At 46.6% G+C, this 6,707-nt stretch carries 6 protein-coding genes; all 6 read left to right on the forward strand.

What is annotated here, in order from left to right; translation table 11 throughout:
- Positions 1–79 precede the first annotated feature (79 nt).
- A complete protein-coding gene (locus CSQ88_RS11570; RefSeq protein WP_099398251.1) occupies positions 80–1,030 on the forward strand; it encodes a chemotaxis protein in 951 nt (316 codons plus the stop codon).
- 33 nt (positions 1,031–1,063) lie between these two features.
- Complete coding sequence (locus CSQ88_RS11575; protein WP_099398252.1) at positions 1,064–2,002, forward strand: chemotaxis protein; 939 nt, start codon at positions 1,064–1,066, stop codon at positions 2,000–2,002.
- 59 nt (positions 2,003–2,061) lie between these two features.
- Positions 2,062–2,451, forward strand: a complete 390-nt coding sequence (gene cheY / locus CSQ88_RS11580; RefSeq protein WP_046351200.1) for a chemotaxis response regulator CheY — start codon at positions 2,062–2,064, stop codon at positions 2,449–2,451.
- Between the two features lie 33 nt (positions 2,452–2,484).
- A complete protein-coding gene (gene cheZ, locus CSQ88_RS11585; protein ID WP_099398253.1) occupies positions 2,485–3,279 on the forward strand; it encodes a protein phosphatase CheZ in 795 nt (264 codons plus the stop codon).
- Positions 3,280–3,321: 42 nt separating this feature from the next.
- A complete protein-coding gene (locus CSQ88_RS11590; RefSeq protein ID WP_099398254.1) occupies positions 3,322–5,229 on the forward strand; it encodes a chemotaxis protein CheA in 1,908 nt (635 codons plus the stop codon).
- Positions 5,230–5,333: 104 nt separating this feature from the next.
- A complete protein-coding gene (locus CSQ88_RS11595) occupies positions 5,334–6,554 on the forward strand; it encodes an EAL and HDOD domain-containing protein (RefSeq protein WP_099398255.1) in 1,221 nt (406 codons plus the stop codon).
- The last annotated feature ends 153 nt before the right edge of the window (positions 6,555–6,707 follow it).

A 6,707-nucleotide genomic window follows, 5' to 3' on the forward strand; every position in this document is an offset into this window, starting at 1 on the left:
TTTGTACAGCTGCTTCCTAAATGTTCCACCCCTACACACAGTCGGTTAAGAATACTTAAACGCAGCTTGGAGCCACTCCGTGTCTGACTTATTAAAAAATATTGATGCTCGTACAAAGCTTGCTGGTACCAACAAGCTGGAAATTCTCTTATTTACTCTCGGACAGGATGAGCGAACCGGCCGGAGGGAAAATTTCGCCATTAATGTCTTCAAAGTTCGGGAAGTCATGCGAACGCCTGAAATCACGAAGGCGCCTGATATGCCTCCTTCCATTGAAGGCATGGTCAGCTTACGGGGCACCTTAGTTCCCGTTATTGATCTTGCACGATATGCGGGTATATCTACCTCATCGCGGCCTGAAATTATGATCGTTTCAGAATACAACGGTCATACACAAGGCTTTCTGGTTGAAGCAGTAGATACCATTTTGCGGCTTGACTGGTCTCAGATGCGTGTGCCGCCTGATATGCTGATGTCGCAAATGGGAGGCTTAGTTGTCGCTGTAACCGAGCTCGAAAACAACAAGCTTGTGATGATGATGGATGTTGAAAAGGTACTTGCTGAATCGATCCCCGGATCAGACAAAATTGATCCGGACACGATTATCCAGGATAAAAGTTTAACCACAAAAACAGTTTTCCTTGCCGATGATTCCGTTGTTGCACGGCGGCAGATTGAAATGACGCTTGATGCAATGAAAATCAAGCACATATCAACTATCAATGGAAAACGAGCATGGGATGAATTGCAGCGGATTGCGCAATCTGCTGATCTGCAGGGTAAAGTTGTAAAAGATATGGTGCAGCTGGTTCTTACCGATGTGGAAATGCCAGAAATGGATGGCTATATGCTCACAAAACTTATTAAGAGCGATCCACGATTTGCCGGTATTCCAGTGCTGATGCACTCCTCATTATCCGGTGCTTCAAATCAAAAACTTGGGCAATCCGTGGGTGTAGATGGCTATGTAGCAAAATTTGAGCCTCATCGCTTATCTGAAGCCATCGCCAACTTCCTTCTCAGTGAATGAGCAGATTAAAACGCAATATAAGGGAGGCCCTTCATGTCCAGTAATCAAACAAACTTGCTTGAAAGCATCGATGCCAGAACGAAACTGGCGGGCTCCAATAAAATGGAAATCCTGCTGTTTACTTTGGGCACACGCGAAATATTTGGCATTAATGTTTTTAAAGTACGCGAAGTATCGCAAACACCAAAAATTACCAAAACACCCAATATGCCTTTAGGCGTTGAAGGTGTGCTTTCTTTGCGTGGTAATATTATCCCGGTCATCGCACTGGCAAAATTTGTAGCGACGCAAGAAACGCCTGCGGCTGATGCCACAAGCACAATGATTGTGACCGAGTTCTCCAAACACACTCAGGCTTTCCTAGTTCACGAAGTGGATAGAATTATCCGTGTGGACTGGGATAAAGTGCGGGCACCGGAAACCATGTTAGCAGGCAATCAGCAGCTGATTACCGCTTTAACTGAATTACCCGATGGCAAACTTGTTTCAATCTTAGATGTAGAGCAAATATTAGCCAGCGTTATTGGCGAGCCAATTATCCCTGATCTGCAACGCGCCTCCATTAACCCAGAAACATTCATGTTTTTTGTGGATGACTCTATGGTGGCCCGCAAAGAAATCATCAGCGTTCTCGATAAAATTGGCGTGAAATATCATCAGGCAAATAATGGTCGGGAAGCTTGGGATAAATTACAAAACTTGGCGAATCGCGCAACACATGACGGCGAGCGTCTTCGTGAAAAATTAAAAATGATTTTAGTCGATGCCGAAATGCCGGAAATGGACGGATATGTTCTGACAAAGCACATTAAATCCGATAACCGATTCCAAGGCATTCCTATTGTTATGCATTCGTCATTATCTTCAAATGCAAACAGAGCAATGGGTAGCAGTGTTGGTGTAGATGCATATGTGGCAAAATTCGACCCGGTCATTCTAGCCGACACCATCACTCCCTTACTGGTTGGTTAGTTTCAGATTAATAAAAACAAGCCGTTTGCACATTTTATGTAAACGACATGGAGCAACACATGGCAGATAGTAACCTGCGTATTTTAGTGGTGGATGATTTCTCCACTATGCGCCGTATTGTGCGTAACCTTTTGAAAGAGCTGGGCTTTTCAAATGTAGACGAAGCCGAAGATGGCCAAGTTGCTTTGCATAAGCTAAAGAATGGTTCTTTTGAATTTGTGGTTACAGACTGGAATATGCCGAATATGACAGGCATTGAGCTCTTGCGCGCGATTCGTGCAGACGCACAGCTCAAACACTTGCCTGTGATGATGGTGACCGCAGAAGCGAAAAAAGAAAACATCATTGAAGCGGCTACGGCAGGCGCCAACGGATACATCGTTAAACCATTCACAGCCGCTACATTGGATGAAAAACTGAAGAAAGTTTTCGCCAATATGAGCAAGTAGAACAAGAACCTGACAGACGCACCGGAGGCGACTGTGAACGATCATGCACTAAATAGCGGAGATTCCGCTGACCTGGAAGCACTTTTCGATAGTATCGTTCATTCCAATCAGGATAGTGAACCCACAGAGCCTGCGCCGGTTGCCGTTACCGCCCCTGTCGCTACAAGTACTGTGCCAACGCTTACTGCCGAAGAACTCAATGATCCTGCCCGTGCCATGTTTTCACACATCGGGCATTTAACTCGAAAATTGCACGATACGCTCAAAGAATTAGGTCTGGATAAATCACTGGAAAAAGCGGCGAATGATATTCCCGACGCCCGTGATCGCCTTTCCTATATTGCAACGCTAACCGAGCAAGCTGCGGATCGCACACTCAATGCACTGGATGCGGCAAAGCCCATCCAAGACAAAATCAGTGATGATGCCAAAGCATTAAGCGGCCAATGGGATAAGCTTTTAGCAAACCAGCTTTCTGTTGATGAGTTTAAAGCCCTGGTTGAAAAAACCCGCACTCACTTAAACGAAACGGTCGCAGGCTCTGATCAGGTCAGCAGTAAGATGCTGGAAATCATGATGGCTCAGGACTTCCAGGACCTGACCGGGCAAGTGATTAAAAAAGTATTGGATATGTCCAAGCAAATGGAAGCCCATCTGATGGACTTCCTGCTGATGTTCTCTCCACAGGGCGGCGCAAAGGTCGAAGGGCTCAGACCGGACGAAGAAGCATCGCTTCTGAATGGACCAGTAATTAACCCTGAAGGCCGCACAGATATTGTGACCAATCAGGGCCAGGTTGATGACTTATTAGAAAGTCTGGGTTTCTGAGCACCTTTAAAATGAATGTACGCAACCTTTGGGGGAGCGAAGATGAGCACTGACTTTGGCGGCATGGAAGATCTGCTGCAAGATTTTTTAACAGAAGCGTCTGAGCTCCTGTCTGAAGTCGACAACAAGCTTGTAGAGCTTGAAAAACGACCTAATGATAAAAACCTGCTGAATGATATTTTCAGAGGGTTCCACACCATTAAAGGCGGAGCAGGTTTTCTGAATGTCGATGCAATGGTCAGGCTTTGTCATCGAACTGAAAACCTGTTTGATAAGCTTCGCACGCTGGAGCTTGTACTCACCCCGGAAATCATGGACACCATCATGGCCGCTACCGGCGTGGTGCGTGATATGTTTGGTGCCCTTGCCAAAGGTGCACTGCCCAATAATGCACCTGAAGATCTCATTGCCGCACTGGATGCCGTACTTGAAGGCCGCCCGCTTGAAACAGTGGCTGCAGCTGTTGCGGCCCCGGCTCCTGCTGCGCCGGCAGTTCATTTGGCAAGTGAGGGGCCAGATTGGGATGCACTTTATAATGCCTTACTTGGCAAAAACGAAACTCTTGGTGCAGTAATTGCTGCGCCTGTTAATGTCATACAGCATGAGCCTGCAGCCATGGAACAAGTTGTTTCTGACCCAATGAATAGCTTAAAACCCGCGCCTGTTACAAAAACAGCTGTGGCGCCTCCTCCCCAACAGCAACAACAACAGCAGCAACAAACTGCTGCGGCACCGCAGGAAGCCACCATCCGGATTGATACTGTGCGTCTGGATCAGGTGCTTAATTTGTCAGGTGAAATTGGTCTTACCAAAAACCGCCTCACCACATTACGCACTGATATTATGGCTGGCAAGATGGACAGCAACACCCTCAAAGCAATGGATGAGGCCATCAGCCAGCTGGATCTGCTTGTAGGTGATCTGCAAAATGCGGTGATGAAAACCCGCATGCAGCCAATCGGACGTCTTTTCCAGAAATACCCGCGTTTGGCTCGTGACCTTGCACGTCAGCTTGGCAAAGATGTTGAACTGGTTATTTCCGGTGAAGAAACTGAGCTGGATAAAACCATGCTGGAGGATCTGAATGATCCTCTGGTCCACTTGGTTCGTAATGCAGTCGATCATGGTATTGAAACCATGGAAGATCGCAAAACCAGCGGCAAACCGGCAAAAGCCATTGTTGAATTATCCGCCACCCAGGTGGGCGACCATATTCTGATCTCCATCACCGATGACGGACGCGGAATGCGCCCTGATGTGATTCGTAAAAAAGCTGTTGAAAAAGGCCTGATTGATATCGAAACGGCAAACAGCCTCGACGATAAACAAAGCCTGCAGCTGATCTTTATGCCCGGTTTTTCAACCAAAGACCAGGTTTCAAGCGTCTCTGGCCGCGGCGTAGGGATGGATGTTGTTAAAACCAATATCCAGCGTTTAAATGGCCGTATCGACATTCAGTCCATTGTTGGCGAAGGCTCGCGCTTCACGATTTCCTTACCGCTTACACTGGCTATTTTGCCTGTGCTTGTGGTTCGTGTGTGTGGCCAGCCGTTTGCAGTGCCGCTGGCCATGGTGCGGGAAATCATTCCTATCCGCCACGAGCAGATTCAGGAAGTATCTGGCCGGGCCACAATTGTTGTCCGCGACGAAATTCTGTCCGTACGCTCTTTAGCCAGCCTGCTCGGCTGGGAAGAAGTGCAGCTTCCTCAGTTTGGGGTGCTGATGCAATCAGCAGAACACTCGTTTATTCTGGCCGTGGACAGCTTTATTGGCCGGGATGATGTGGTGATCAAACCACTGCAGAACATCCGCCCTAAAGGCGTTGCAGGGGCAACACTGTCTGGCGATGGCTCGGTTGTACTTGTTCTTGATATGGAAGACTTGTTAGGTGCTGCTGATGCAGATAACTCTGCAATCCGTACTTCACGCTTCCTTGAAAAAACGCTTTAACCTTTAAGTAAATACCCGGGGTATGCTCATATCCCGGGTGCAAACTGATATTATTTTCCGATGCGAATGCCAGCCCGGCATCGCGCACAGGGTGTTTCAAAAATATGACGCAAGACCACGCATTTATCGGCAGGCAACCCATCCTCAACCGCCAGCAAGAAATTATTGGCTATGAGCTGCTATTTCGGCTTAATCAAGAAGCGGTTACCGCTAACTTCTCCAGCGATATGCAGGCTGGCACCAATGTTCTGGTCAACACACTCAGTAATATGGGTACGGATTGGCTGGTTGGTAATAAGCTTGCTTTTATTAACGTTGCTGAATCAATGCTTGAAAGTAATTTCCTTGAATTACTTCATCCTGAACGCGTGATTTTAGAAGTTGTTGAAACAACCGAAGCCACTCCGCAATTGCTCGCCCGTTTACAAAACCTTAAAGAGCTGGGTTTTTCAATTGCGCTGGATGATTTTGTACTTACTCCTCAAACTGCACCGTTTTTAGAATTTGCCGACTACATCAAACTGGATATTCAGCTTTTAGGCATGTCGCAAGTGCCAGCTCTTTCTAAAGAGTTGCGCTGCTCAAAAGCACTGCAGGTTGCTGAAAAAGTAGAAACAAAAGATGAATTCAAGCAATGCATGGAATTAGGCTTTGAATGCTTCCAGGGCTATTACTTTGCTCATCCTGAAACACTTGCCGCCAAAGTTATCAACCCAAGTTATGCCAACATCCTTAATTTATTAAATATGCTGCGCAATAATGCAGAATTAAAAGACATTGAAAACGCGCTTAAACGCGATGTGGCTTTGTCCTTTAAATTACTGCGTTATATTAATTCGGTTGGCTTTGGCCTCTCGTGTGAAATTCAGTCATTCCGCCATGCTGTGACGATATTAGGCTATCAAAAGCTTTATCGCTGGCTGACTCTGCTTCTTGTCACGGCAGGCGCAGATAATGGCTCACCCCCTGCATTACTTAAAACCGCAATTACACGTGGCCGCTTAGTTGAATTACTTGGCGCACATTTACTCGATGGACAAGACAGAGATAATTTATTTATTGTTGGTGTATTCTCTCTACTCGATGTGCTGCTTGATATGCCAATGGAAAGAATCCTGGAAACACTAATTCTTCCGGAAAATGTAACCGATGCGCTCATGACCAGAACCGGTATTTACGGTCCGTTTCTGGCGCTTGCCGAGGCCTGTGAAGACCCGAATATGACAGAAGTTCCTTTTCTTTGTGAGCAGCTCCAGCTCACGCCAGATATGCTTAACCGCTCGCATGTACAGGCGCTGAAGTGGGTTGAAGATTTAGGCGTGTAATTTTTCAGACGTAAAAAAAGCCGCGAATTGAACTGCACCCCAAAAGTTGGACACCCGTCCATATTTTTGGGGTGTTTTTATGTCCAAGTACTCAACGCAATTCAAGCTCTCTGTCGTTCAGCAATATTTAACTGGCGAAGCAGGTATCAAAAC

The sequence above is a fragment of the Iodobacter sp. BJB302 genome, assembly GCF_002735645.1.
In the GTDB taxonomy this organism is placed as follows: domain Bacteria; phylum Pseudomonadota; class Gammaproteobacteria; order Burkholderiales; family Chitinibacteraceae; genus Iodobacter.